This is a genomic window from Actinomyces sp. 565, from assembly GCF_010365615.1.
Lineage (GTDB): Bacteria > Actinomycetota > Actinomycetes > Actinomycetales > Actinomycetaceae > Actinomyces.
The window spans coordinates 82,457-104,769 of sequence record NZ_PIZD01000058.1 but is presented as its reverse complement, the minus strand read 5'-3'; the positions used below and the strand labels follow the sequence as shown (position 1 = coordinate 104,769).

Here is a 22,313-nt window from a genome sequence, read left to right as displayed (position 1 = left end):
CGCCTAGCGCATGGCGCGGGCGGCCCACACCTGGAGTCCATCGAGGCATGCCCGGTGGACGGCGTCCTCTTGCGCAGATGCGCCTTGTTAGGCGCGCACCGCTGCCCCACTAGCACGTTCGTCCGCTAAAGTCCCTCCCGTCCGCACCTTGGCGGAGGAGAGGGAACACCATGCCTACCAGTGGTCAAGACGTCACCCAGTCCGACGTCGCCGCGGCTGCCGGGGTATCACGCAGCCTCGTCTCCCTCGCGCTGAGCGGCTCGCCCAAGGTTGCCGAGGGCACGCGCACCCATATCTTGCAAGTGGCCACCTCGCTCGGGTACCGCATCAACACGGCGGCCTCCGCGCTGGCGCGCCAGCGCTCAACCACGATTGGGCTGGTACTTCCCAACCTCCGCAACGCCTTCTTCGAGCAGGTCTCCCGCTCGCTGGACGAGGCCGCGGCCGCGCAGGGGCTAACCGTTTTCGTCACCGTCGGTGCGGAGGACCAGGACCGGCTGCGGCGCGCGATCGGATCCCTGCTGGGCGTGCGGGTGCTCGGACTGATCCTGGTCTCCCCGTGGCTCACCGACGCGCAGCTGGTCGCCCTGGGGCAGGAAGCGCCCACCTGCCTGATCGGTCGGCTCCCACCGGGCGGACACGTCGACGCCGTCCACATCGACGAGCGACAGGCCGCCGGGCAGATCGTCTCCCACCTGGCCTCGCGCGGGGTCAGCTCCCTGGGTTACGTGGCCCCCCGCATCGGCGACGACGCCTCACGCCTGGCCCGGGAGGAGGCCTTGGCCCGGGCCGCCGGTGACGTGGGCCTGCCACTTACCACCGAGGAGGCCAGTGCCGATGACGCCGGGGCCGCCATCCGCAGTCTGCTGCGCGTGGGCACGCCGCAGATGGGGCTGATCGCGCACAATGACATGCTCGCCATCGACGCCGTCGCCGTGCTGCGGGAACTGGGACGCCAAGGGGCGGGGCGCATTCCGCTGGTCTCCTACGACAACACGTACCTGGCGCGCCGCTCAGAGTTCGCCCTAACCAGCCTGAACCAGCCGGACCAGCAGATGGCCGAGGCGGCGGTGCGCCTCGTCGTCGAGCGGGCGGCCGCACTCGCGCGGCACCCCGACGCACCTCCCCCACCCAACGACGTTCAGGTCGCGGGCCGCCTAGTCGTCCGCACCTCCTCCACCGTCTAGGTGCTCGGCTCCGGGGGCGCGAACGCTCGGCCTACCCACGACTACAAGATCGACTCGCGCCTTCCTGCGCGCACGGGCAGCCGGGCACGTCGTTGGCGTCGATCCCGGCACGTCAGTGGTGCCGGGACCGGCCGGGGCAGCGGGGTCAGCTGTATTCGCGCTCGAAGCGCTCCTCCAACTCCTCCAGGGAGTCGTACTTCGTCTCGGGCACGAACTTGATGTAGAAGATCAGCGAGACCACGTTGATCAGGCAGAACACCAGGTAGGTGCCCGCGCCGCCGAGCCTGTCCATCATGATCGGGAACACGATCGCGACGATGGCATTGGCGATCCACAGGGCACCGACTGCCAGCCCCATGGCGGTGCCGCGGATCTTGCTGGGGAAGATCTCAGCGATCAGGATCCAGGTGACCGTCCCCGACTGCTTGGCGAATACAAACAGGCTCACGATGATCAGCACCAGGAAGGGCGCGAAGGTCGGGGCGCCCACGATGTCGCCGTCGGCGTTCTGGTAGGGCTGGATCAGGAAGAAGAACACCGCCGACAACAGCCCCAGGGAGACCACAATGCTGATCTCCTGGTAGATGCCGACGTGCCGGCGGGCGAACTTGGTGACCAGCCACAACCCGACCGCCGAGCCGATGAAGGACACGCCTCCGGACACCACGTTCAGCGAGATGGCATCACTCATCGGCAGCCCCGCGGCGGCTAGCACCTTCGGGGTGTAGTACATGGCGGTGTTGATGCCGGTCAGCTGATCGGCCAGACCCAGGATGATGCCGATGATGAGCAGGTGGCGCGTCCACCGGGTGCTCCAGATCTGGGACAGCCTCCACTTCTCCTGGTTGGCCTCCTTGCGCTGGATCTGCAGCATCTCGTCGATCTCCTCGGCAATGGGGCCGTCCTTGGCCTCGTTGCGCACGCGCTTGAGGGAGCCGATCGCCTCCGGTATGCGCAGGTTGGCCACGTACCACCGAGATGACTCGGGCATGAGCCGAATGCCGATCCACAGGGCGACGGCCGGAAGGGACGCCAGCACCAGCATGTAGCGCCAAGTCACGCCGTTGCCGGAGCTGACCATGACGTCGGCGAAGTTCTGCACGCTCTCCCAGGCGACGGCATCACCCGCCCGCGCAACCGTATTGCCCGCGCTGTTGACGACATCGCGCGAAACCGTCACCTCCGGGCCGCCGAACATCCGGGCCAGGATCGCATTCATGGAGTAGGCCAGGAACTGTCCGAAGACGATCATCATCTGGTCCACCGCAACCAGGGTGCCGCGGATACGCTTGGGTGCCGTCTCACCGAGGAAGACCGGCACGGTTGCTGAGGCCCCGCCGACGGCGAATCCGAGGATCACCCGGAACAGGTACAGGATCCAGATGTTGGGCGCGAACGTGCAGCCCAAGGCGCCGAACAGGAAGATGATGGCCAGCAGGGTGATGTTGTGGCGCCGACCGTACTTGTCGGAGAGCTTGCCGCCTACGGACGCGCCCAGCGCTGCACCGATGCACAGCAGCCCACCGATCCAGCCCTCCTCCGTGGTGGTTAGGGCCAGCCCGTCCGCCGTGCGCGGCAGGTACATGTATGGCAGGGCGCCGGAGATCACGCCGGTGTCGTAACCGAACAGCAGGGATCCCAGGGTGGCAACGACAGCGATCGCGCCCAGCGAGCGCTTCCTGCCCGACGGCGGGGTCTGGTCGACCAGCTCCTGAATCTTCGCGCGGCTGTACTCACCGGCAGCCAGAGTCGTTGTGGACATTGTTAATAACTCCTTGGGGAACCTGCCAAGGCACGCAGGTTAGAGGACGCGTAGATGCTAGGCGATTAACGACCCTTCGTGCCTTTGGACGCGGCTCGCAGACGGAGGCGGTGGGTGGTGGTTGGCATGCGCGGCGCGTGCGCGATGACCCGGGCGCGCACGGCGGGGTCCACACTCGTGGCTTGCGTCTGACGGCTCACCGATCACAACGCGCTTCGCCGCCGCGGCTGGGACTCGCCCGCCACAACGACGACTTGTGTGATCAGACCCACAACCCGCGCGGAACGGCGCCAACCCACCAGACACGGCGACGACCCGCGCCCCCGGGAACGACCTCCACCCGGCGAATACGACCTCGCCGGCCCGAGTACGACCTCCGCGCGACGAATACGATCTCGCCGGCCCGAGGAGGCGTTCCCCGAGCACGATCACCACGCCCCAGACCCGAGAAACCCGCCCGCCCCGGCGCAAATGCCTAACCCGCCGGCCCCGACCACGCGCGGCATGCACATGCATGCGGGGCCGACCACCGCACCCGGCAGTGGCCGACCCCGCAGTTGGGCGGGTCACGTCGCGGCACCAGAGCGCCGACGCTCCGCCGCTGGATTCAGTTATCCCGGTTGCTCGCTACTTGCGGCGCTTGAAGAGCTCACCGCTGATCACATCCGCCTCCAGCTGCTCCAGCGTACGGCCCTTGGTCTCGGGCACGAACATGAAGAAGAAGACGAAGGCGATGACGTTCAGCACGGCGAATACGAGGAAGGACATGGACAGCCCGATCGCCGAGATGACCGAGGCGAAAGCCAGGCTCAGGAAGGAGTTGGTCATCCACAGGACGAAGACCGACAGCCCCATACCGAAGGCGCGCATCTTCAGCGGGAAGATCTCCGACAACGTCACCCAGGTCGCCACGTTCAGGCACAGCTGCATCGATCCCACGAAGAACACGATCAGTGCCAGCAGCACGAAGGGCTTGACATCGTTCTCCGGCAGCACGCTCGCCGCAGTCGCAATGAGCACGTGGGTGATCGCAACCAACGCGTAGCCCCACAGGAAGGTCTTGCGCCGGGAGAAGCGGTCCATCATCTGCAGGGCGATCACCGCGGCAATCACCGAGATCGTGGCCGGGGCGATATTGGCGATCAGGGCCGCCCCGGTGCTGAAACCGGATTCCTCCAGCACCCGCTCCCCGTAGTAGAGGATGGAGTTGATGCCCGTGGTCTGCTGGAAGAAGCCGATTCCGCAGCCGATGAGGACGATGCGCACCAGGTTCTTGTTGGAGAAGATCTCCTTAACGCTCATGTTGACCCGGCTGGCCTCCTCCTTGCTGGCAGCCTGGATCTCAGCCAGCTCGGGCTTGGCGCGCCCCTCAGGCCGCAGGTCGTCGAGAATCTCGAGCGCCTCTTGCTCACGTCCCTTGTCGGCGAGCCAGCGCGGCGACTCGGGCAGACGCGTCACCCCCAGCAGCAGGAGGATTGCCGGCACAGCGGCCAGCGCAAACATGGCCCGCCACACCCACGGGTACTGGCTGCCCCAGACGTTGCCGATGATGGCGTTCATGATGATGGCCAGCAGCTGGCCGGTCACGATCATCATCTCGTTGCGTCCGGCCAGCGACCCGCGAATCTCATAGGGTGCGAGCTCCGCCAGGTAGACCGGCACCACCACGGAGGCCGAGCCCACGGCCAGCCCCAGGATGACCCGCCCGAAGGCCAGCATCGGCAGGTTGACTGCGGTGACGACCACGACCACGCCCACTAAAAACATTGACGCCATGAGCGTGATCGCCGTCTTGCGGCCGATCATGTCCGAGATGCGCCCGCCAGTCAGCGCACCCACGGCACTGGCGAAGAGCAGGGAACTGACCGCGATGCCCAGGCCGAAGTCGGTCAGGTCCAGCTGATCGGGCCTGACCATGAAGCTCTGGGCACCATTGATGACGCTGGTGTCGTAGCCGAAGAGCAGACCGCCCAGGGTGGCGATCAGGGCGACGACAGTCAGCCGGGCGCGGTAGGGACCCGGCGTCAGCGGGGGCAGCTTAGTCGCTCCGGGAGGGGCGCTGGCGGTTGGACTGTGTGACACGTTGACTCCTTTGTCGACTCATACGGTGGGCTTCACGGTAGCACAATTACCACGAAATTGTCAGGACAAATTGTGCGAGGGAATCTTCCCACGTGTGAGGATCGGGTTGATGAGGGATTTGAGATATGCGCCTGGCGGCCTGTCGGCGCAGTGCCTCCAGGCGCTAGCGGACCTGGGCCGCGCCGCCGCAGCGGGCGGCAGCCCCGCACACTGCGGGGCACGGGCGGGGCACGGGCGGGGCGGCTGCTGGGCGCGCAGCGCAGCAGCCGTCCCCGGATCAGCCGCCGAGCTCCTGGGTCAGGCGCTCCAGCGCGGCCTTGTTGTACTCGTCGGCCCGCTCGTGCCAGCCGAAGATGCACACGGATACCACACCGTCGAAGCCGACCTCACGCAGCGTGCCGAACACCTGGTCCCAGGGGACCTCGCCGTTACCGATGGCATTGTGCTGGTGGACGGTCACATCTGCTCCCGGCGGATTGATGATGTACCGGTTGCCGTCGTTGATGCGGTGGTTGAAGCCGTCGGAGACGTGCACCTCACGGAGCTTGCCCGCCGCGGCGGCGGTGCGGATCATGCGGTCGGCGTCGCCGGCGCCGTCGGACAGGTGGAAGGTGTGCGGGCAGCAGTACTCGTAGCCGAGCCAGTCCTTGTCCACCGAGCGGACGATTTCGAGCGCCCGGTCGTGCAGCTCGACGAAGTCGTAGGGGTGCGCCTCCATGTTCAGGCGGATGCCGTACTTCTCGAAGTGCGGGATCAGCTCCTCAATGGACTTGTACCACTGCTGCTCGGAACGGCTGGCGAGGTTGCGGTCGCCGGAGAACTCCGAAACGATGTCGCGCACGTCCAGGGCGTCCGCGAGTTCTAGCAGGCGCCGCCAGTTGCGCACCTGCGCCTGGCGCTCGGCCTCATCGGGCGAGGACCAGTTGAACACCGGGTTCAAGGTGCGCACCTTGACGCCGGAGTCCTTCTCCGCCTGCTTGAGCTCGGAGATGAAGGCCCGGTCGGCCTTGGGGTAGTGGTGCCAGAGGTGGAACTCGTTGTTAGGCGAGAGCTCCACGTACTTGAACCCTAGCTGCGCGGCCTTGTGCAAGGTGTCCGCAGTGGACATGCTCAGGTAGTACATGTTCGGATCCAGGGCGATATCGACCATGAGGCCTCTCCTTTCGGTGGTTGCGTCCCGGCCAGCGTCAGGCGTAGAAGTCCGGCTTGTCGATGAGGGTGACGTCAACCAGAGGTGAGGAGGCGTCCTCCAGCGAGGCGACGGCGGCGTCGACCACGGAGGTGGCCGCGTAGCCGTCCCAGGAGGTGGAGCCGGTGTGCTCGTCGCGGGCGACGGCGTTGATCCACTCCTGGAACTCGCGGTTGAAGGCACCCTGGAAGCGGTCGATGTGCGACTGGCACATGGCGTTGCGGTTGCCGTAGGCGTCGCGGATGTGGATCTTCTCCTGGTCGCCCAGGCGCACCGCCGCGGTCTCGAGCACGAGCTCGCACTCGATGGAGTATGCCCACTGCAGGTTGACGTTGACCTCGTCGTCGATGCGCACGCCGGACTCGGTGTACATGACCACCACGACCGGGTCGATCAGGTGGTCGAAGCGGTGGGTGGTGGACTTCGGGCGCTCGACGCGCACCTTGACGATCTCCTCCCCCAGCAGCCAGCGCATGGTGTCGATCTCGTGGATGGCGGTGTCATCTATGGCCATGCGCGAGGTGTAGGACTCCGGCACCGACGGGTTGCGGTGGCGGTTGTGGACCAGCAGCGCCTTCCCGTTCTCCCCCGCATCCAGGACGGCTTTCATCTCGTTGTAGGCGGCGTCGAAGCGGCGCATGAAGCCGACGGTGACCAGCTTCTTGCCGGCCTTCTGCTCGGCCTGCATGATCTTGAGGCAGTCCTCGGCGGTGGTGGCCAGCGGCTTCTCGCACAGGACGTACTTGCCGGCCTCGATGCACTTGATGACGTCAGGAGCGTGCACCTTGCCGAAGGTGGCGATGACGACGGCGTCGACATCGGGGTCATTGATCAGCTCGTCGGAGGTGTGGTAGGCCTTCGCCCCGTAGGGCTCGGCGGCCGACACTGCAGCATCGTGGTTGATGTCCGCCACGGCGACGATCTTGCCGCCGGACAGGTCGTTGGTGATGCGGGCGAGGTGGGCGCGGCCCATGCCGCCGGCGCCGATGAGACCAATGCGAACAGTCATTACTCTTCTCTCTCTTCCTTGAGACTTCGCTGAGGCTTCGTTGTGGTTGAGGCTTTGCGGGCGGGCTCGGCCGCGCCGCTCAGGCCAGGCCCAGGCCGCACTCGGCCAGGTACTTGCGCATGTTGATGGCGTTGGGCTTGGGGAAGGACGGGTCACAGGGGTAGCAGTCCTGCTCGCAGATGCAGTAGATCGGCTTGTCCAGCTCGGCGAGCGCGTCCACGAAGGCGTGCATCTCCGGCAGGCCCGCCGGCGGGCAGACCGAGGCGCCCTTGGTGACTGCCTCGCCGAAGGGCCAGTCCTTCTCATGGGCCTCACGGGTGATGTCCTCATCGAAGGCCTTGATATGCACGTAGGTGATGCGCTCGGGGTACTTCTTGCACAGCTCCACCGGGTCGCCGCCGCCGTAGACCACGTGACCGGAGTCCAGGCACAGGTTGACGTACCTGGGGTCGGTGGCGTCGAAGATGCGGGCGATCTCCTCGGGCGTCTCAATGTGGGAGTCGCCGTGGGGGTGCAGCACCATCTTCAGGCCGTAGTCCTCCAGCAGCATCTGGCCGAGCGCGTTGGCGTGCTCGACGTACAGCTTCCAGGCCTCGTCGCTCAGGACGCGGTCGTCAGTCCACTCCCAGGTCTTGTCATCGCGGTAGAGCGGGGGCAGGTGAACCATGTACTCGGCGCCGACGGCGGCGTGGGTCTCGGCGATCTCCCGGAAGTGCCTGACCGTCTCGGGCCAGGCCTCGGCCTTGTGCAGAATGCCCCAGCCGGTTCCTGCGACGACCCGCATGCCGTACTCGTCGCACCACTTCTGGAGCTCCTTGGGGTCGGTGGGGAAGTAGCCCCAGGGGCCGGTCTCGATGACCTCGAAGCCGGCCTCGGCCATCTCCTCCCACGCCTGGCGGGGCGGCATCTGCTTGGGATCGTCGGCGAACCAGACACCCCACTGGTCCGGACACACTCCGATGGTGAGCTTGGAGTACTTCGGGTCGTTGGTGTTGACGGCCTTGGAGGCGGTAGACGTCATTGTCACTCCTAGGAGTTCAGCTGGATCGCTCGGACCGGCGGCGGCCGACCCGAGCGTCCGAATCGTTTCGGACAACTACGAGTGTAACGGTCGGCACCCGAAAACACCAGAGATTTGTACTGACAAATTTGGTGGTGAGAACGGCCCGACGCGGTGCGAGACCGGCGCGCACCGTGCGCCCCCGCAGCCACGGCACTGCGGGGGCGCACGCGCGGGGACCGCGCCGTCTAGCCTCGCCTACTCCTCGCGCTGGAAGGACATCGTGGCCGCGTAGGTCTTCTCACTGGGCCAGCGGGAGGTGATCGCCTTGGCCCTGGTGTAGAACTTCACGCCCTCCGGACCGTGAATGTGCGTGTCCCCGAGCAGGGACTCCTTCCAGCCACCGAAGGAGTAGTAGGCCACCGGGGTCGGGATCGGGACGTTGATGCCGACCATGCCAGCCTCGACGTCCAGCTGGAAGCGGCGGGCGACGCCGCCGTCGTTGGTGAAGATCGCCGAGCCATTGCCGTAGGGCGAGGAGTTGACGATCTCGATGGCCTCCTCGTAGGTGTCGGCATGCACGATGGAGAGCACCGGCCCGAATACCTCCTGCTGGTACAGCTCGGAGTCCAGCGGCACGTTGTCAACAATGGTGGGGCCCAGGAAGTGTCCGTTCTCGTGCCCGGGAACCACTAGCCCCCGGCCGTCCAGGACCACGTCACCGCCCTTGGACTCGCCCTCATTGATCAGCCCGATGATGTTCTCCTTGGACTTCGCGTCGATGACCGGCCCCATCTCCACGCCCTCGTCCATGCCGTAGCCAACCTTGATCTTCTCGGCGTGCGCCTTGACGCGCCGGGCGAGGTCCGGACCGATCCCGCCGACGGCGACGACGACGGGCAGCGCCATGCAGCGCTCGCCGGCGGCGCCGAAGGCGGCGGCCGAGATGTGCTGGGCGGCGAAGTCCAGGTCGGCGTCGGGCATGACGATGGCGTGGTTGTTGGCCCCGCCGAGGGCCTGCACCCGCTTGCCGTGGGTTACGCCGGTGTCCTGCACGATGTGGGCCACCGGGGTGGAGCCCACGAAGGAGATGGCGTTGATCCCCGGGTGCTCCAGCACCTTGGTGACCATCTTCCGGTTGCCGGCGACGACGTTGAACACGCCGTCGGGCAGGCCGGCCTCCTTGTACAGCTGGGCGGTCAGCAGGGCCGCCGACGGCGTCATGGATGCGGGCTTGAGAATGAAGGCGTTGCCGGTGGCGATGGCGATCGGGTGCATCCACATGGGCACCATGGCCGGGAAGTTGAAGGGGCAGATGCCCGCGACCACGCCGACCGGCTGGCGCAGGGTGTGGATGTCCACACCCGTGGAGATGTCGTAGGAGTACTCCCCCTTCAAGGCGAGGTTGATCGCGGTGGCGAAGTCGAGGGTCTCCCGGCCGCGCTGGATCTCCCCGATGGCGTCGGAGTAGTTCTTGCCGTGCTCGGCTACGATCAGCCGGGCCATCTCATCCTGGTGCTCCAGGACGAGGTCCCGCATACGGAACATGATGGCGGTGCGCTTGGCCAGGGAGTACTTGGCCCACTCCTTCTGCGCCCGGGTGGCCACCTCGACGGCGTAGTCGAGGTCGGCGTCCGAGGCCTGCAGCAACTCGGCCTCCACCTGGCCGGTGCCCGGGTTCTCCACCGGGAAGCGGCCGATCGGGCTGCCCTCGTAGGGCTTGCCGTCAACCCAGTGGGTGATCGTCCGCAGGTCGGACGCTGAGGTGCTCTGTGTCATCGCTGACTCCTTCGTGTGTTCTCGGTTCAGGTTCGTTCAGGTAGGGGCCGCCGCTCACAGGTAGTGGCGCTGTGGCTTGCGGTCCTCGACGTACTGTTCGTAGGCCTTCTGGGTGGACTCCAGGTTGGAGACGCCGGAGACCACCACGTCCCACCAGGAGGAGGACGGCGGGTTCGGGCCGTACAGATCGGTCTCGATGTGGATCATGGCGGCCTCGTCCCCGGCGTGCGCCTGGGCGTAGGCCTCCTTGAACTCCGCAATCGTGGAGACCCGGTAGACCTTCAGGCCCCAGGACTCGGCGTTCGCGGCAATGTCCACCCCGGCGATCTTGTCCTCGTCCTGCAGGTGGCCGCCCTGGCCGCGGCGGCGGTACTTGGTGCCGAAGCGCTGGGAGCCGTGGGACTCGGACAGCGACCCGATGGAGGCGAAGCCATAGTTCTGCAGCAGTACGTAAATGACCTTGATGCCCTCCTGGGCCACCGTGGCCAGCTCCATGGGGAGCATCTGGTAGGTGCCGTCCCCGACGATGGAGACGACCTCACTCTCCGGCCGTGCCAGCTTCACGCCCAGCGCCGCCGGGATCTCGTAGCCCATGCAGGAGAAGGCGTACTCCACGTGGTACTGGACGGGGGTCTTGGCCTGCCACAGGGCCTGGAGGTCGCCGGGCATGGAGCCGGCGGCGTTGATGACCACGTCCTCGTCGCCGAGCAGCTCGTTGAGGGCGCCGAATACCTCCGTCTGCGCCGGCAGCGGCTGGTGGTCCAGGTGGTAGCACTTGTCGGTGACGGCGAACCAGGCCTCGCGCTCGCGGGCGATCTCCGCGGTGTAAGCGGGCTCCACGTGGTAGTCGGCCAGGGCCTCGGTCAGCGCCACCAGTGCCTCGCGGGCGTCGGCCACGACCATCTCCGCGCTCTCCTTGGCGGCGTCGAAGGCGGCGACGTTGACGTTGACGAACTTGACGTCGGGGTTCTTGAACTGGGTCTTGGATGCCGTGGTGAAGTCGGAGTAGCGGGTGCCGACGCCAATGATCAGGTCGGCCTTGTCCGCCAAGTGGTTGGCGGAGTCGCCGCCGGTGGAGCCGACCCCGCCCACGGCGCAGGGGTGGTCGAAGTTGATGGCGCCCTTGCCGGCCTGCGTGTCGGCCACCGGGATGCCCGTGGCGGTGGCGAAGGCGCGCAGCTCCTCGGAGGCCTCGGAGTAGATCGCTCCGCCGCCGGCGATCACCAGTGGCCGCTTGGCGGCGCGGATCAGGGCTACGGCGCGCTCCAGGGCGGCCGGCTCGGGCACGGGGCGACGCACGTGCCATACGCGCTTGCGGAAGAACTCAACCGGCCAGTCGTGGGCCTCGGCCTGGACATCCTGCGGCATGGCGATGGTGACGGCGCCGGTGTCGGCCGGGTCGGTGAGCACGCGCATGGCGTTCAGCAGGGAGGGGATGAGCTGCTCGGGGCGGTTGATGCGGTCGAAGAACCGGGACACCGGCCGGAAGGCGTCATTAACGGTGACATCCAGCGTGGTGGGGTCCTCCAGCTGCTGGAGCACCGGGTCGGGCACGCGGGTGGCGAACTGGTCGGAGGGGAACAGCAGCACAGGCAGGCGGTTGGTGGTGGCCAGGGCGGCGCCGGTGACCATGTTGAGCGAGCCGGGGCCGATGGAGGCGGTGCACATGTAGGTCTGCAACCGGTTCCTGGTCTTGGCGAAGGCGGCGGCCGCATGCACCTGCCCCTGCTCGTTGCGGGGCATGATGTAGGGCATCGGCTCCTCGCCCTCCAGGGGGGCGACCTCGTTCTGCAGCAGCGCCTGACCGATACCGGCTACGTTGCCGTGGCCGAAGATGCCGAAGGCGCCGGCAATCAGGCGCTGCTCGACGCCGTCACGCTCGGAGTACTGGTTGGACAGGAAACGGATGGTGGCCTGGGCGACGGTAAGGCGGATGGTGCCCGCGTAGGCTTCATTGCTCATGGGTGGGTTCTCAATCTGTGCAGGTTTGCTGGCTGGTTTACTTGCTGGTTGCTTGATTGGCTTATCGGCGGGGCGCACGGGACGCAGGCCGGCCTGGACGTCAGTGCGTCATGGGTAGCCGCGGGTCGATCTCCTGCTCCTCCCAGGTGCCCCGGATCCAGTGGTGGGCGGGGTCGTCCGGGGCGAGCCAGACCAGGTCCTCGGCCGGGCCGGCCATGACGTTGAGGTAGTACATGTCATAGCCGGGCGCGGCCACGCAGGGGCCGTGGTAGCCGTACGGCACCAGGGCGACGTCCCCCTGGTGCACCTCGGTGCACAGGTCGATGGGACGCTCCGGGCTGGAGGCGTAGGTGCGGTGCAGCCCGAATCCGGCGGTCCCATCCGGGGCGTTGCGGATCTCGAAGTAGTAGATCTCCTCGAGCTCGCGCTCATCGGCGGAGGCGACGTCGTGCTTGTGGGCCGGGTAGGAGGACCAGTTGCCGCCGGGGGTGAGCACCTCGCAGCACAGCAGGTGAGAGGTCTCCACGCCGTTGTTCAGGGCGTAGTTGTTCACCTGCCGGGAGCAGTCCCCCGCACCGCGCAGGTCGGTGCGCACCTGGTCGCGCCCGTAGTAGGCCACCGGCAGGTCGCGGGAGGCCACGGCCGCCGGCAGGGCGAAGCGGCCGCGCCCGTGGGAGGTGATGGTGAAGGTCTTGCCGCGCGGCACGTACAGGTAGTCGGTGACCTCCTCGAACACGCCGGTGCGGCCGGTGAGCTCGTAGCTGCGACCGTCCACCAGGACGGTGGCGGCTCCCTCCAGCGGCAGTACCAGCAGCTCGCTCCCGCCGGTCTCCAGGGTGGTGGAGCGCTCGGGGGCGAGCACGCATACGCGCAGCCCGGAGTAGGTCCAGCCGGCGCGGGCGGGATCGACGTCGACAGTGAAGGTGTCATGGCCGGAGGTACCGGCGGGCACGTAAATGTCTGCAGCACTGGGGGCGGCACTGGGGGCGGTCGTGTTCATGAGAGCAGTCCTACGGTGTGGTCGACGGCGGCGGCGACGTCGTCGTCTGGCGGATACAGGAGGGAGCGGCCGATGACCAGCCCCTTGACGGTGGGCAGGGCGAGTGCCCTGGCCCAGGACTCACGGGCGGCGTCGGCGTCCGCGCAGACGGCCCCGCCCAGGATCAGGGCGGGGAGCGTGGAGGCCTCGACAACCCGTTCCATCTCCGGGACTGCCGGCAGCTTCAACCAGGTGTAGGCGGAAGTGCGTCCCAGGCCGGAGGCGATGGCCATGGCCGTCATGACGGCGTCGGGGCTGAGGTCATTGACTACGCGTCCCGACTCCCAGCGGGAGATGAAGGGCTCCACCATGGCCATGACGCCGCGCTCGGCCAGGGCGTCAACGGCCTTGGCGCTGGCGGCGATGGTGTCAGCCGTGGCGGGGTCGGAGTAGTTGATGCGTAGCAGCATCTTGCCGCCGTCCAGGCCTGCGGACACCACCCCGGCGGCGTCGTAGCCGGTGAAGCGGTCATCCATCTCGAAGGCGGAGCCCGCAAGGCCGCCGCGGTTCATGGAGCCGTAGACGAGCTTGCCGTCCAGGGCGCCGAGCAGGGCCAGGTCCTCGATCAGGTCGGCGGTGCCCAGGAAGCCGTTCACGCCGGGCCGCGACAGGGCGGTGACGCAGCGGGCGAGCACTTGCTCCCGCGAGGCCATGGCCATGGGGTCGTCACCGGCCGCGAGCGCCCCGCGGGCGGGGTGGTCGCAGGCGATGATCATGAGCTTGCCGTCCCCTTCGGGGAGGGTGCCGCGGGGGCGGTCGGCCAGGACCTGGGCGATGCGCTCGGGGGCGTGGGCGCGGATCTCAACGATCCGGTCGGTCAGCGGCGTTTCAGACATGCTCATCCCCTCCTCACAGGTCCTGCAGGGTGGGCACCAGGTCACGGTGCGTGCGCATCAGGGCGAGCAGCTCGGGCTCGGTCGGCATCGCCGTGGAGCACTCCAGGCGCGAGGAGACGATCGCGCCGGCCGTGGAGGCGGCGTAGATCGTCTTTTCCAGCGACCAGCCGGACAGCAGTCCGTGGCAGACGGCGCCGCCGAAGGCGTCACCCGCCCCCAGGCCGTTCTTGGTGACCACCGGGGTCACGGGGATCTCCACCCGCTCCTGCCGGGTCTTGGCCAGCGTGCCCTCCAGGCCCTGCTTGACGATGGCCAGCTCCACGCCCGCCTCCAGCAGGGCGTCGGCCGCCTTGTCCGGCTCGGTCTGGCCGACGGCGACGCGGCACTCCTCGCGGTTGCCGATCGCGACGGTGACCTTGGGCAGGACCGCAGCTACCTCCCGGTGCGCGGTGGCCTCGTCCTTCCAGAACATGGACCGGTAGTCCAGGTCGATGATGGTGTGCCGCTTGCGCCCGCGCAGGTCCAGGGCGGCGTGGTGGGCCGAGCGGGAGGGCTCCTTGCTCAGGCCCGTGGCGGAGATCCAGAAGATCGCGGCGTCACGTACGGCGTCGCCCGGGATGTCGTTATCCGTCAGCTCCAGGTCGGGGGCGGAGGGCTCACGGTAGAAGTACAGGGGGAAGTTGTCCGGGGGGAAGATCTCGCAGAAGGTGACCGGGGTGTTGAAGTCCGACTTGGTGACTACGTAGTCGTCATACACGCCCAGCCGACGCATCTCCGAGCACACGAAGCGCCCGAAGGGATCGTCGCCCACCCCGGTTATGACCGCGGAGCGGTGCCGGTAGCGTGCCGCGGCCACGGCCACATTGGTAGGACTTCCGCCCAGGAACTTGCCGAAGCTCTCCACGTCCTCCAGTCCGACGCCGACCTGGAGCGGGTAGATATCGATCCCACAGCGTCCGATCGTCAGTACATCGAGCGGCGGCGTGCTCGACGAAGCGGTCATGTTGGTCTCCCTTTCCACATCATCGGGGCGGGGCGCATCCGGGCGCCCGCGAGGGCCCGCTGCTCGAAGTCTGGCCCAGATCCGCTCCACCAGTCAAGCGGTTTGTCCGAACAAAATGAAGCAGTTTCGACTGTCCGCCCGGGCCGCGCCAGCAAAGCCGCGACCCGAACGAGTCAAAGTCGATCCCCAGCCCCCGACCCGCAGACCACCCCGGCGCCGTACCATGTGTCTATCGATCGTCCTTTCAGAGAGCCTGCATGTCCGATACGCCCTTTCAGCCAGAGATCACCATTGATCGCTCCAGCGAGCTCCCGCTGTACGCCCAGATAGCGGAAGCTCTCGGCGCGCTGATCCTGGAGGGCGAGCTGGCGCCGGGAACCCGCATCGAGGACGAGGTCTCCATGGCCAAGCGCCTGCAAGTATCCCGCCCCACCGCCCGCCAGGCCATGCAGTCCCTGGCGGACCGCGGCCTGGTCTCCCGCCGGCGGGGCGCCGGCACGGTAGTCGCCTCACCGCACGTGCGCCGCCCCATGGAGCTGTCCAGCCTGCTGTCAGACCTGACTGCCGCCGGGCACAGAGTCGAGACCACGCTGCTGGAGTACACCACCGCGCCGGCCACAGAGGAGCAGGCCGAGCAGCTTGAGGTGGCCCCCGGCACCGAGGTCACTCATCTGCGCCGCCTGCGCAGCGCCGACGGCGAGCCGATCGCCCTGATGGACAATCTGCTGCCGGCCGCCATCGCACCGACTCGCGAAGAGCTCGAGCACGCGGGCCTGTACGACCTCCTGCGCGCGCGTGGAATCGTGCCGGCAACCGCCAAGCAGGTGATCGGCGCCCGCAACGCCACCGCCAAGGAGGCCGATGCCCTCGACGAGCGCCGCCGCGCCGCCCTGCTGACCGCCAAGCGCACCACCTATGACGCCACGGGCCGGGTAATCGAGTACGGCAACCACATCTACCGCGCCTCGCGCTACTCCTTCGAGACCTCCCTTTTCACCGGCTGAAGCCGCCCCGCCCTCTGGCCACGCCCCGGGACGGCGCCGCGCAAGCTCCGCCCCCGCCACCACGGGGCGCCTGGCGCCGGGCGGTGACCGGTTCGGGCCACCTGTGCCCGCGAGCTCCGCGGCGCGCAAGACGCCGCCCGCAGCCACCAAGACCTGCCGACGCCCGCCGGCACCAGTCGGCACCCATCGCACTGCCAGTACAAACCTCCCTAGATTTGTCATTACAAATGCTTGACAGCGGCGGCGCTCAGCGCTTGAATTGAGCCAACGGACCACACAGTCGAAGACGCCGGTGGCCCACCCCTCACCCAGGAGCACGCCGATGAGCACTGAATACACCCCCGGGCCCCTTCTCGAGGCCGCCCGCACCACCCCAACCGCACTGTGGAACGACTCCGCCGACCCCGACGAGCTGCGCCAGTCCATCTCCTTCGGCGGCGTAGGCGCCACCTGCAACCCTACGATCGCCTACACCTGCATCAACCAGAAGAAGGAGCGCTGGCTCCCCCGCATCGCCGAGCTCGCCGAGGAGATGCCCGAGGCCAGCGAGTCCGAGATCGGCTGGCAGGTGGTGCGCGAGCTGAGCATTGACGCCGCCAAGCTGCTGGAGCCGATCTTCGAGGAGCACAAGGGGCGCAACGGCCGCCTGTCGATGCAAACCGACCCGCGCCTGGCCCGCTCCGCCAAGGCCTTGGCCGACCAGGCGGAGGAGTTCTCCAAGCTAGCCAAGAACATCATCGTCAAGATCCCCGCCACCGCCACCGGCATCAAGGCCATCGAGGAGGCCACCTACCGCGGAGTGTCCGTGAACGTGACCGTGTCCTTCTCCGTGCCGCAGGCAGTCACCGCGGGCGAGGCGATTGAGCGCGGTCTCAAGCGGCGCGAGGCCGAGGGCAAGGACACCTCCACCATGGGTCCGGTCGTCACGCTCATGGGCGGCCGCCTGGACGACTGGCTCAAGATCGTCGCCAAGCGGGACAACCTGTTCATCGATCCCGGCCACCTGGAGTGGGGCGGCGTAGCCGCCCTGAAGCGCGCCTACCGGGAGTTCCAGTCCCGCGGGCTGCGCGCCCGGGTGCTCTCGGCCGCCTTCCGCAACGTCATGCACTGGTCGGAGCTGGTTGGCGGTGACCTGGTGGTCTCCCCGCCCTTCAAGTGGCAGAAGCTCATCAACGACTCCGGCTACAAGGTTGAGCCCCGGATCGACGTGCCCGTGGCCCCGGAGATCATGGAGACGCTGATGTCGATCCCCGAGTTCGTGCGCGCCTACGAGCCGGACGGCATGACCCCGGAGGAGTTCGACTCCTACGGCGCCACGCGCCGCACACTGCGCGGGTTCCTCCAGGCCGACGCCGACCTGGAGGCCCTGGTGCGCGACGTCATCATGCCGCAGCCGTGAGCCGACCGGTTCCGGGAGCCGAACGCGGGCGGTTCCCGGAACCGGCGCTCGCGCCACCACCTCCTCCCGCACCGCCGGTTCACACCCCGCTTCAATCACATCCGGGCCACCGCAGACCCGTCGCTAACGCGCGCGCTCAGACAGTGCCGCCGCCGCGCACCCACGACCCCGCGCCCACGACCAAGGAAGCTCTCAAAGGAAGTTCGCAGATGCTCAACATCGCCATCATCGGTGCCGGCCGCATCGGCCACGTCCACGCCCGCACCGTAGCCGCACACCCGCAGGCGAAGCTCGCACTGGTGTGCGACCCCTTCGGTGACGCCGCGGAGAAACTGGCCTCCCAGTACGGCGCCCGCTCCTGCAAGGACGCCGAGGAGGTCTTCTCCGACCCGGAGGTCGACGCCGTCGTCGTGGGCTCCCCGACGCCGCTGCACATCCCCCACCTGCTGGCGGCCGCGAAGGCGGGCAAGGCGGTCCTTTGCGAGAAGCCCATCGCCCTGAACATGCAGGACGTCGACTCCGCCCGCACCGAGCTTGACGCCGTAACCACGCCCGTCATGTTCGGCTTCAACCGGCGCTTCGACCCGTCCTTCGCCGCCGTCCGCGCCGCAGTGCGACAGGGGCGGATCGGGGAGCTGGAGCAGTTGACCATCATCTCCCGCGACCCGGCGGCCCCGCCGGCCGAGTACATCAAGGTCTCCGGCGGCATCTTCCGCGACATGACCATTCACGACTTCGACACCGCCCGCTTCTTCCTCGGCGACATCGTCGAGGTCCACGCCGTGGGCCAGCACCTGGATCCGGCCATCGCCGCGACCGGCGACTTCGACGCCGCCGTCGTCACCCTCAAGGCCGCCAGCGGCGCGGTGGCCACGATCATCAACAACCGGCACTGCGCCTCCGGCTACGACCAGCGCCTGGAGGCCTCCGGCCGAGAGGGCGCGCTGCTGGCGGAGAACGTGCGCGCCCACACGGTGCGCCTGTCCAACGCGGAGGTCACCGACGCCCAGGAGCCCTACCTGGACTTCTTCCTGGAGCGCTACGCCGACGCCTACCGGCTGGAGCTGTCGGCCTTCATCGAGGCGGTTGAGGCGGGCACCACTCCCCCGACCGGCATCGCCGACGCCGTCGCCGCCCTGCGCCTGGCCGAGGCCGCCACCGAGTCCGCCCACACCGGGCAGCCCGTGCGGCTGGCCTGACACTCCCGCCCCGCGCCGGCGCCTATCCCGCATCACGGCCTCACGCTTGACCCGGTCGCCCCTCGGGCGCGGCCGGGTCAAGCCGTGGACTCGCGCACGATCAGCTCAGGAGCCACCAGGTAGGCCCAACCGCCCTGCGGGCGCGGCTCGCGGATGACGCCGGCGGGCAGCTCCCCCGGCACCTGCCCAGCCGGGACCCCCGCCAGCTCCGGGTGCACCCGGGCCAGTAGCGTGCGCACCGCCACCTCGGCGATCAGGGCGGCATCCTGACGCACGGTGGTCAAGTCGAATGCGGTGGCGGCGGTTACGGGGATGCCGTCATAGCCGCACACGGCCACGTCCTGCGGTACCCGGACGCCGCGTCGCCGCAGCTCCATAAGCGCGCCCACCGCGGCATGATCGTTGAAGCACACCAGCGCTTCAGGCAGCTCGGCCAGCGCCGCGGCGCCGCGAGCGCCGGCGTCCTCATCCGCCCCGCCGGGAACCACGCGCACCTCATCCGCCAGCCCGTGCGCCGCCATGGCGGCGCGGTAGGCGGCCGCGCGCGGCGCGGAGGCCGACTGCGCACCGCCGTCAAGGTAGACGATGCGGCGCCGTCCGGTTGCGACCAGGTGCTTGATCAGGGCGGTAATGCCGACATCGTCGCGTGAGCGCACCTCGTCGATGCCCGCCACCGCGGTGGTCTGGCACACGACTACGGTCCGCACCCGCGCGCCGGCGCGGCCGAGCTCATGGTCCGGGATGGCCGGATCCACCAGCACCAGCCCCTCGCAGTGATCGGCCAGCAGGGCCCTTACCCCCGCCACGCCGTCACGGTGGGCGGTCACGGCCGCGAGCGCCAGCGAGTGCTCCAGATCGGCACAGGCACGGTACAGGCCGTCAACGATCAGACCCTGGAATGCCTGCCCCACCGCGAAGCCCGCTCCGATTAGCCCGGAGTGGCTGCGCCGCAGCAGGCGCGCGCGAGGATCGGCCACGTAGCCCATCTCGTCGGCTACCCGCAGGATCTCCTCCCGGGTGGCGGCCGCCACACCCGGCGCACCGTTCAGCGCCGCGGACACCGTGGACACCGAGCGGCCGCAGCGTGCGGCGACCATGGCGATGGTCACCCGCGAGACGGCACCGGCGGGCATAGGGCTCCTCTCCACGAGCTACTTCCCTGATGCCAACCACGACCGGCGGCACCCGGCCATCATTCTATGGGTCGGCCGAAGCCGGCAGGGGCGCACGTCCGGAGCGGCGGCGACAGACTCCACGCGCACACGATACCGGCGAATGTCCGGACTAATTTGAACTTCTTTCCCGCACCCCCTTGACTCCGACGCGCGGGCAGAACACACTTGTGGCACCAATTCACGCGCGTGAATTAATGTGGGTCCGTTCCCTTGGCCGACGTCACCGACCGCCTGCCGGCGTCCGGTGCGGCACCGCATGCGATACGGCATGCCATGCGCCCCACGGCCGGCACAGGGTGCAGCACCCGCTTTCACCACCACCGTCAACGAGGACACCAACCATGAATTCCAGCTCACCCCTGTCAGTCGCAGTCATCGGCGCCGGCATGGCCGGCACCACCCACGCCAACGCCTGGCGCCAGGTCGGCACCGTCTACGACCTGGGCCTGCCCAAGATCCGCCTGGCCGCCATCGCCGACGCCTACGAGCCCTTCGCCAAGGACGCCGCCGAGCGCTACGGCTACGAGAAGGCCGTCACCGACTGGCGCGACATCGCCGACGACCCCAACATCGACATCGTCTCCATCGTGGTGGGCAACGCCCTGCACCGCGAGATCGCCGAGGCCATGATCCGCGCCGGCAAGCACGTCCTGTGTGAGAAGCCCCTGGCGGACACCCTCGAGTCGGCCAAGGCGATGGCCGAGGCCGAGAAGGCCGCCGGCACCGTCACCTCCGTCGGCTTCACCTTCCGCCGCAACGCCGCCATCGCCGAGATCGCCAAGTTGGTCCGGGAGGGGCACCTGGGCGAGATCAACCACTTCGAGGGCCGCTACTGGTGCGACTACGGCGTCGACCCCAACACCCCCATGGCCTGGCGCTACTCCGGCCCCATGGGCTCCGGGGCGCTCGGCGACGTCGGCAGCCACCTGATCGACACCGCCGAGACCATTTGTGGCCCCCTGGTCTCCGTATCCGGAGGCGCCATGATGACCTCCATCAAGCAGCGCCCCGTAGCCAAGGGGCACGTCACCCGCGGCACCGCCCTGGACACCACGGATGTGGAGATGGCCGATGTCACCAACGACGACGTCGCCACCTTCACCGGGCACTTCGCCAGCGGCGCGGTGGGCACCTTCTCCTGCTCGCGCGTGGCCTGGAACATGCCCAACGCGCTGATGCTGGACGTGCTCGGCTCCAAGGGACGGGCCTCCTGGGACCTGGCCCGCGCCGGCGAGATCAAGGTCGACGACGTCAACTCCCCCGCCGGCCTGGGCGGCGCCCGCCAGGTGCTGGTCAACCCGACCTTCCCCTACTTCGAGCGCGGCTCCTCCATGGCCTTCGGCGGCGTGGGCCTGACCCAGATCGAGCAGTTCACCTACCAGGCCTACGCCTTCCTCCAGCAGGTAGCCGGCGTCACCGAAGGCGCCCTGCCTCCGTGCGCCACCTTCGCCGACGGCTACCGCGAGATGCTCATCGCCGACGCCGTGGCCACCTCGGCCGCCAATGGCGGCGCCGCCGTCGACATCACCCCCTTCAACAAGTGATCCCCGGGACGCCCGCTGCACCAGGCGGCTCGGCCCTCACCGCAGGTAGCCGAGAGCCGCACCCAAGAACCACACCTACGAGCCACACCCAAGAACTACAAGGAGAAAGCCTCATGGCACTGAACTACGGCGCCTACACCGCCTGCCTTTCCGACCGCCCGCTTCCGGCCGCCCTGGATGTCCTGAAGGAGGCAGGGCTGACCGGCGCCGAGGTCAACGTCGGCGGCTTCATTCCCTCGCCCCACTGCCCCGTTGACGCGCTGCTCGCCTCCCAGGCCGCCCGGGAGGACTACCTGGGCATCTTCGCCGAGCGCGGCATGCGGCTGTCCGGCCTGAACACCTCTGGTAACCCCACATCGCCGCTGCCCGCCGAAGGCATCAAGCACGCCGCGGACCTGCGCAACGCCATCAAGCTGGCGGGCCTGCTCGGCGTCGGGGAGATCGTCACCATGTCCGGCACGCCCGGCACCGACCCGACGGCGAAGTACCCCACCTGGGTCGTCAACCCATGGAACGGCATCGACATGGAGATCCTCGAATACCAGTGGAGCGTGGTCGTGCCCTTCTTCAAGGAGATTGACGCCCTGGCCCGGGACAACGACGTGCAGGTCTGCCTTGAGCTGCACCCCCGCAACCTGGTGTTCAACATCCCCGCCTTCGAGCGGCTGATTGAGGAGACCGGGGCCACGAACATTAAGGTGAACATGGACCCCTCGCACCTGTTCTGGCAGCAGATGGACCCGATCGCCGCCACCAAGCGGCTGGGGAACCTGGTCGGCCACGTCCACGCCAAGGACACCAGGGTGTTCCCCGGTGTGGCCTACCGCGGGGTGCTGGACACCGACTTCGGGCACGTCCCCGCCGAGGCGGAGAACAAGACGCCGGTGGCCTACGGCTACTGGACCACCGCCTGGCCGCAGGATCCCGCCTGGCGCTTCGTCGCCTTCGGCCTGGGGCATGACACGGACTACTGGGCCGAGTTCCTGCGCGCCATCGCGGCGGTGAACCCAGACATGAACGTCAACATCGAGCACGAGGACGCCGAGTACGGCAACGTCGAGGGCCTGCGGCTGTCGGCCACCAACCTGCTTGCGGCGGCCGCCAAGCTCTGAGCACCGAGAGCCAAACACGACCGCCCAAGAAC

At 68.2% G+C, this 22,313-nt stretch carries 17 protein-coding genes; 6 read left to right on the top strand and 11 right to left on the bottom strand.

Going from position 1 to position 22,313, the window contains the following annotated elements:
* The first annotated feature begins 170 nt into the window (after positions 1-170).
* On the top strand, positions 171-1,187 hold the full coding sequence (locus GZ997_RS09355) for a LacI family DNA-binding transcriptional regulator (protein ID WP_162679676.1): 1,017 nt from the start codon (positions 171-173) through the stop codon (positions 1,185-1,187).
* Between the two features lie 145 nt (positions 1,188-1,332).
* Here GZ997_RS09355 and GZ997_RS09350 read toward each other — a convergent pair whose 3' ends face one another.
* The 10 genes from GZ997_RS09350 to iolC form a co-directional block, all read right to left on the bottom strand.
* On the bottom strand, positions 1,333-2,949 hold the full coding sequence (locus tag GZ997_RS09350; RefSeq protein ID WP_162679675.1) for an MFS transporter: 1,617 nt from the start codon (positions 2,947-2,949) through the stop codon (positions 1,333-1,335).
* Between the two features lie 627 nt (positions 2,950-3,576).
* Positions 3,577-5,031, bottom strand: coding sequence for a sugar porter family MFS transporter (locus tag GZ997_RS09345; protein ID WP_162679674.1), 1,455 nt, complete (start codon positions 5,029-5,031; stop codon positions 3,577-3,579).
* 277 nt (positions 5,032-5,308) lie between these two features.
* Positions 5,309-6,181 carry a sugar phosphate isomerase/epimerase gene (locus GZ997_RS09340; protein ID WP_161924692.1) on the bottom strand — a complete coding sequence of 291 codons (873 nt, stop codon included), beginning with the start codon at positions 6,179-6,181 and terminating at the stop codon, positions 5,309-5,311.
* A 37-nt stretch (positions 6,182-6,218) separates the two neighbouring features.
* Positions 6,219-7,229 carry a Gfo/Idh/MocA family oxidoreductase gene (locus GZ997_RS09335; protein ID WP_162679673.1) on the bottom strand — a complete coding sequence of 337 codons (1,011 nt, stop codon included), beginning with the start codon at positions 7,227-7,229 and terminating at the stop codon, positions 6,219-6,221.
* A 79-nt stretch (positions 7,230-7,308) separates the two neighbouring features.
* A complete protein-coding gene (locus GZ997_RS09330) occupies positions 7,309-8,250 on the bottom strand; it encodes a sugar phosphate isomerase/epimerase (RefSeq protein WP_162679672.1) in 942 nt (313 codons plus the stop codon).
* 237 nt (positions 8,251-8,487) lie between these two features.
* Positions 8,488-9,981: a CoA-acylating methylmalonate-semialdehyde dehydrogenase gene (locus GZ997_RS09325; protein ID WP_162679716.1), complete on the bottom strand. Its 1,494-nt coding sequence runs from the start codon at positions 9,979-9,981 to the stop codon at positions 8,488-8,490.
* Between the two features lie 81 nt (positions 9,982-10,062).
* Positions 10,063-11,970: a 3D-(3,5/4)-trihydroxycyclohexane-1,2-dione acylhydrolase (decyclizing) gene (gene iolD, locus GZ997_RS09320; protein ID WP_162679671.1), complete on the bottom strand. Its 1,908-nt coding sequence runs from the start codon at positions 11,968-11,970 to the stop codon at positions 10,063-10,065.
* Positions 11,971-12,070: 100 nt separating this feature from the next.
* Entirely contained in the window at positions 12,071-12,970 is a 900-nt protein-coding gene (iolB, locus tag GZ997_RS09315; RefSeq protein WP_162679670.1) for a 5-deoxy-glucuronate isomerase, read from the bottom strand.
* Positions 12,967-13,845, bottom strand: a complete 879-nt coding sequence (locus GZ997_RS09310) for a deoxyribose-phosphate aldolase (protein WP_161924697.1) — start codon at positions 13,843-13,845, stop codon at positions 12,967-12,969. Before GZ997_RS09310 ends, iolB begins: the two co-directional genes overlap by 4 nt.
* A 13-nt stretch (positions 13,846-13,858) precedes the next feature.
* Positions 13,859-14,848, bottom strand: coding sequence for a 5-dehydro-2-deoxygluconokinase (iolC, locus tag GZ997_RS09305; protein WP_162679669.1), 990 nt, complete (start codon positions 14,846-14,848; stop codon positions 13,859-13,861).
* 257 nt (positions 14,849-15,105) lie between these two features.
* Between iolC and GZ997_RS09300 the strand changes: the two genes are divergently transcribed.
* The 3 genes from GZ997_RS09300 to iolG all read left to right on the top strand — a co-directional run bounded on the left by GZ997_RS09300 (position 15,106) and on the right by iolG (position 18,450).
* Entirely contained in the window at positions 15,106-15,852 is a 747-nt protein-coding gene (locus tag GZ997_RS09300) for a GntR family transcriptional regulator (RefSeq protein WP_162679668.1), read from the top strand.
* A 322-nt stretch (positions 15,853-16,174) separates the two neighbouring features.
* Positions 16,175-17,251, top strand: a complete 1,077-nt coding sequence (locus GZ997_RS09295; protein WP_162679667.1) for a transaldolase family protein — start codon at positions 16,175-16,177, stop codon at positions 17,249-17,251.
* A gap of 209 nt (positions 17,252-17,460) precedes the next feature.
* The gene (gene iolG, locus GZ997_RS09290) at positions 17,461-18,450 is read left to right on the top strand and encodes an inositol 2-dehydrogenase (protein WP_162679666.1); all 990 of its coding nucleotides are present in this window, start codon (positions 17,461-17,463) and stop codon (positions 18,448-18,450) included.
* A 77-nt stretch (positions 18,451-18,527) separates the two neighbouring features.
* On the opposite strand, the gene GZ997_RS09285 is transcribed toward iolG, so the two are convergent.
* Entirely contained in the window at positions 18,528-19,583 is a 1,056-nt protein-coding gene (locus tag GZ997_RS09285; RefSeq protein WP_162679665.1) for a LacI family DNA-binding transcriptional regulator, read from the bottom strand.
* 383 nt (positions 19,584-19,966) lie between these two features.
* Between GZ997_RS09285 and GZ997_RS09280 the strand changes: the two genes are divergently transcribed.
* Together GZ997_RS09280 and GZ997_RS09275 are read left to right on the top strand one after the other, a co-directional pair.
* Entirely contained in the window at positions 19,967-21,169 is a 1,203-nt protein-coding gene (locus GZ997_RS09280) for a Gfo/Idh/MocA family oxidoreductase (RefSeq protein WP_161924702.1), read from the top strand.
* Positions 21,170-21,282: 113 nt separating this feature from the next.
* On the top strand, positions 21,283-22,281 hold the full coding sequence (locus GZ997_RS09275; protein ID WP_162679664.1) for a sugar phosphate isomerase/epimerase: 999 nt from the start codon (positions 21,283-21,285) through the stop codon (positions 22,279-22,281).
* The last annotated feature ends 32 nt before the right edge of the window (positions 22,282-22,313 follow it).

What these genes read in the sequence shown, in the direction of transcription:
- GZ997_RS09355 (WP_162679676.1), top strand. Translation starts at nt 171, where the DNA reads ATGCCTACCAGTGGTCAAGACGTCACCCAGTCCGACGTCGCCGCGGCT.
- GZ997_RS09350 (WP_162679675.1), bottom strand. Translation starts at nt 2,949, where the DNA reads ATGTCCACAACGACTCTGGCTGCCGGTGAGTACAGCCGCGCGAAGATT.
- GZ997_RS09340 (WP_161924692.1), bottom strand. Translation starts at nt 6,181, where the DNA reads ATGGTCGATATCGCCCTGGATCCGAACATGTACTACCTGAGCATGTCC.
- GZ997_RS09335 (WP_162679673.1), bottom strand. Translation starts at nt 7,229, where the DNA reads ATGACTGTTCGCATTGGTCTCATCGGCGCCGGCGGCATGGGCCGCGCC.
- GZ997_RS09330 (WP_162679672.1), bottom strand. Translation starts at nt 8,250, where the DNA reads ATGACGTCTACCGCCTCCAAGGCCGTCAACACCAACGACCCGAAGTAC.
- iolD (WP_162679671.1), bottom strand. Translation starts at nt 11,970, where the DNA reads ATGAGCAATGAAGCCTACGCGGGCACCATCCGCCTTACCGTCGCCCAG.
- iolB (WP_162679670.1), bottom strand. Translation starts at nt 12,970, where the DNA reads ATGAACACGACCGCCCCCAGTGCCGCCCCCAGTGCTGCAGACATTTAC.
- GZ997_RS09310 (WP_161924697.1), bottom strand. Translation starts at nt 13,845, where the DNA reads ATGTCTGAAACGCCGCTGACCGACCGGATCGTTGAGATCCGCGCCCAC.
- iolC (WP_162679669.1), bottom strand. Translation starts at nt 14,848, where the DNA reads ATGACCGCTTCGTCGAGCACGCCGCCGCTCGATGTACTGACGATCGGA.
- GZ997_RS09300 (WP_162679668.1), top strand. Translation starts at nt 15,106, where the DNA reads ATGTCCGATACGCCCTTTCAGCCAGAGATCACCATTGATCGCTCCAGC.
- GZ997_RS09295 (WP_162679667.1), top strand. Translation starts at nt 16,175, where the DNA reads ATGAGCACTGAATACACCCCCGGGCCCCTTCTCGAGGCCGCCCGCACC.
- iolG (WP_162679666.1), top strand. Translation starts at nt 17,461, where the DNA reads ATGCTCAACATCGCCATCATCGGTGCCGGCCGCATCGGCCACGTCCAC.
- GZ997_RS09285 (WP_162679665.1), bottom strand. Translation starts at nt 19,583, where the DNA reads ATGCCCGCCGGTGCCGTCTCGCGGGTGACCATCGCCATGGTCGCCGCA.
- GZ997_RS09280 (WP_161924702.1), top strand. Translation starts at nt 19,967, where the DNA reads ATGAATTCCAGCTCACCCCTGTCAGTCGCAGTCATCGGCGCCGGCATG.
- GZ997_RS09275 (WP_162679664.1), top strand. Translation starts at nt 21,283, where the DNA reads ATGGCACTGAACTACGGCGCCTACACCGCCTGCCTTTCCGACCGCCCG.